General features: G+C 39.3%; 2 protein-coding genes and 1 pseudogene. All 3 read left to right on the forward strand.

Features of this window, described 5'->3' with window-relative positions:
- The coding region (locus tag AAC037_RS21575; protein ID WP_339905531.1) for a TonB-dependent receptor at window positions 1–1934 on the forward strand (1934 nt) is incomplete at its 5' end.
- On the forward strand, window positions 1934–3091 hold the full coding sequence (locus AAC037_RS21580; RefSeq protein ID WP_339905533.1) for a DUF4249 domain-containing protein: 1158 nt from the start codon (window positions 1934–1936) through the stop codon (window positions 3089–3091). The genes AAC037_RS21575 and AAC037_RS21580, both read left to right, overlap by 1 nt.
- A pseudogene (locus tag AAC037_RS21585) lies at window positions 3084–3653 on the forward strand (hypothetical protein); the annotation flags it as partial. The gene AAC037_RS21580 and the pseudogene AAC037_RS21585, both read left to right, overlap by 8 nt.

The raw sequence follows: 3653 nt of genomic DNA on the forward strand, positions 1-3653 counted from the left end.
AGGTGGATGTGTTACGAGCCGTTCTGACCTTACCCGGGGTAAAGACCGTTGGCGAGGCTAGTGCAGGCTTTAATGTAAGAGGAGGAGCAGCAGACCAAAACTTAATTTTATTCAATGGGGCTACAATTTACAATCCGACCCATCTTTTTGGACTTTTTTCTGCCTTCAATCCGGATATGGTAGAAAGTGTAGATTTATACAAGGCGGGTGTACCTGTAAAGTTTGGTGGAAGGTTATCTTCTGTACTTGATATCCAAAGTAAATTTGGCAATTCAGAGAAACTTAAGGGAGGTGGTGGCATAGGTTTAATGACCAGTCGCTTGTACCTGGAGGGACCACTTTCGGAAAAAACAACCTTTGCTGTCGGGGGAAGAACGACTTATTCCAATTGGTTATTTGGATTTTTGGATGAAGATTCAGAATTCCGAAATAGCCGGGCTTCGTTTCATGATTTAAACTTAAACATGAAACACACCATGAATGAAAACAATGAGCTTACCCTTTCTGCCTATTGGAGCAAAGATGCATTTCGCTTTGATAAGGATACCGTATTCAACTATCAGAATTTAAACCTAAGTGCCACCTGGACCCATTATTTCAGTGATCGGCTGGAAGGTAAATTTCACATCGGACATGACCAATATACCTTTGACATTCAGAGCGAACAAGATCCTTTGAATGCCTTTGCCTTTGGTTTTGGAATGGATCAAAGCAGTTGGAAAAATCATTTCACCTATGACTTAAACGAAAAACACCAGTTGAGCTTTGGCATGAATGCCATTTATTATAACCTCAACCCCGGAGAGCAAATACCCAAAGGAAGCGAGTCTATCCTTCTTCATGAACAAGTTAGTCGTGAAAATGCTTTAGAAACTTCTTTTTTCTTAGGGGACGAATATGAATTTAATCCAAAATTAATGTTCAGCTATGGCTTAAGGTACGTGGTTTACAATTACCTGGGGCCAAATACAGTTAATGAATATCCAAGCAATTCAATTAAGACAGAAGAAACCAAAATAGGAGAAACATCCTACGCTTCGGGTGAAATTATCAACACCTATCAGGGCCCTGAGGTTAGATTTTCTGCTCGATATGCCTTGGATAACTTCACGTCAATCAAGGCCGGGTACAACAGCATGAGGCAGCATTTACACATGCTTACCAATACATCAGCCATTGCGCCAACGGATACTTGGAAGTTAAGTGATCCTCATTTAGCCCCTCAAGTTGGAGACCAATGGGCCATCGGCTTCTTTAAAAATTTCCAATCAAACACCATTGAAACTTCAGCAGAAATCTATTACCGGAAAATGAGGAATTTAGTAGATTTTAGATCTGGTGCCTCTCTAATCCTCAATGATAATATTGAACAAGATATAATCAATACCCAAGGTAAGGCATATGGCATAGAACTAATGGCGAAAAAAACAGAGGGGAAATTAAATGGTTGGATAAGTTATACTTATTCAAGGTCTTTGTTCAGAACCAATCCTGATGAATTGGGAGAGATGGTCAATAGAGGGAAATTTTACCCCAGTAATTTTGACCAGCCACATGACATCATGCTGGCAGGAAATTTTGAATTTACCAAGAGGATAAACACTTCTATCAATGCCAATTACAGTACAGGCAGGCCAATCACCTTGCCCATTGCCAAGTTTTATTACAACGGTTCGGAAAGGGTCTATTATTCAGACCGAAACGCTTACCGTATACCGGATTATTTCAGAGTAGATTTGTCATTTAATATTGAAGGCAATCACAAAGTTAGAAAACTAGCTCATGCCTCTTGGTCAATGGGAGTTTATAACTTACTTGGTCGGGCAAATCCTTATTCGGTTTACTTTTCTCCGGAAAACGGGACCATACAAGGCTATAAACTATCCATATTTGCAAGGCCTATTCCATTTATCACCTATAATTTTAAATTTTAATGGATACCAAAATAAAAAAAACACAGTTTTATGTGCTGCTAGGTATTCTTTTACTCTCTTTTGGTTGTAGAGAACCTTTTTCTCCTGAACTCAATGAGTTGAATGAAAATATTCTGGTGGTAGAAGGTTTTATTGAAGTTGGAGGAGGCAAAACTAGCATCAACTTAAGTTATGCCTCTACCCTCTATAGCGATATACCTCAATTCTCTGTGCCGGGGGCGAACCTATTCCTTACCACCGAAAGCGGTGAAAGTTGGGAGTTGGAATCCGATAATTTTGGAACTTATTATACTGAGAATTTTTTGCCGGAAAATGAGGTATATACCCTTAGCATTAATTTAAGCAATGGCGATAGTTACATTTCTGACAAAATAACCCCTATCGTCACCCCTGATTTTGACATCACTTTTACAAAAGAAGATGGGGATGTACAGATTTATAGCAATACAACCGGCAATGATGAAGCCGAATATTTTCTATGGCAATATGAAGAAGCTTGGATATACCGAACGCCACATACTTCTTTTTTTAACTATGACAAAGAAACCGGAGAGATGGTAGACATACCATTTGATCAATTGACTAATCGTTGCTATAATTTTGATCAATCTAGAAGGGTTATTTTGGAGGTCTCTTCTCGTTTTGAAGACAGTCGAATATTTCAAAAAGAATTGTTAACCATAGACAGTTTATCTGAAAAATTAGGAATCCGTTATAGAATAAAAGCTAAGCAATATGCTATCAATAGCGAGGCATATATTTTCTGGGAGGGAATCCGAAGAAATTCTGACGATATTGGAGGAATATTCAGCCCCCTTCCCTCGGCAGTAGAGAGCAATATTCACTCAGTAAACAATTCGGATGAATCCGTGATAGGATATATTTCAGCAGGCGTGTCTAAAGAGAAAATTCTCTACATAAACACCCGTGATGTAGTTCCATGGCGAACTTCAATTCAAGATTATTTCGGCTGCATTATCGATACGGTGGCGCCGCAGGATTATCAAGAAATATTCGGTTTGTTGGATTATATACCTTTATATGAATATTGTGATGATTTACCTTGCGGAGGCTACTTTGCCTCTACAGAGGGCTGTACAGATTGCAGACTCAGAGGAGGAGTACTTGAAAAACCAGAATATTGGGAAGATGAATAATCAGTATATACATGCATTCCTAACCCTTGTTTTACTGGGTTTTTGCTGTACCTACAGTTATCAAGGTATGGCCCAATCAAGGGACGATCTTCCCGAGGAAGAAGTTTTGGTTCAAGTCGTCAACCCTGTTTCTTTAACAGAGGAATACTTATGGATGGAAGTTTCGGTAAATTCAGGAAATAATCCCAGCCCCTCAAAAGTGATTTATATGGAGCTCCTGGATAGAAATGGAATTTCTGTGGCAGCAGAACTTGCCAAGCTTGAAAAAGGAAAAGTCAATTCCTATTTACAAATCCCCCCTGAACTTCCATCTGACAACTACTTATTGCGGGTATATACGAGAATCAGCCCGTATATTTCAGGTGAAAAAGGAGTTTTTCAATCCATGGTTTCTATTATTAACCCAGAGAAGCCTCCAGTAATCGATTCCAAGCCACAAAAGGAAACCGAAGGCCTTACCGGCTTACTGAATCCTGCGTATATCAGTTCAACCGATAGCTTGGTAGTGGTATCATTGCCCCTACCTGATGCCAGCGATATTTCAATTGTAATTAATAAAGTA

It is taken from the genome of uncultured Cyclobacterium sp., assembly GCF_963976465.1.
In the GTDB taxonomy this organism is placed as follows: Bacteria; Bacteroidota; Bacteroidia; order Cytophagales; family Cyclobacteriaceae; genus Cyclobacterium.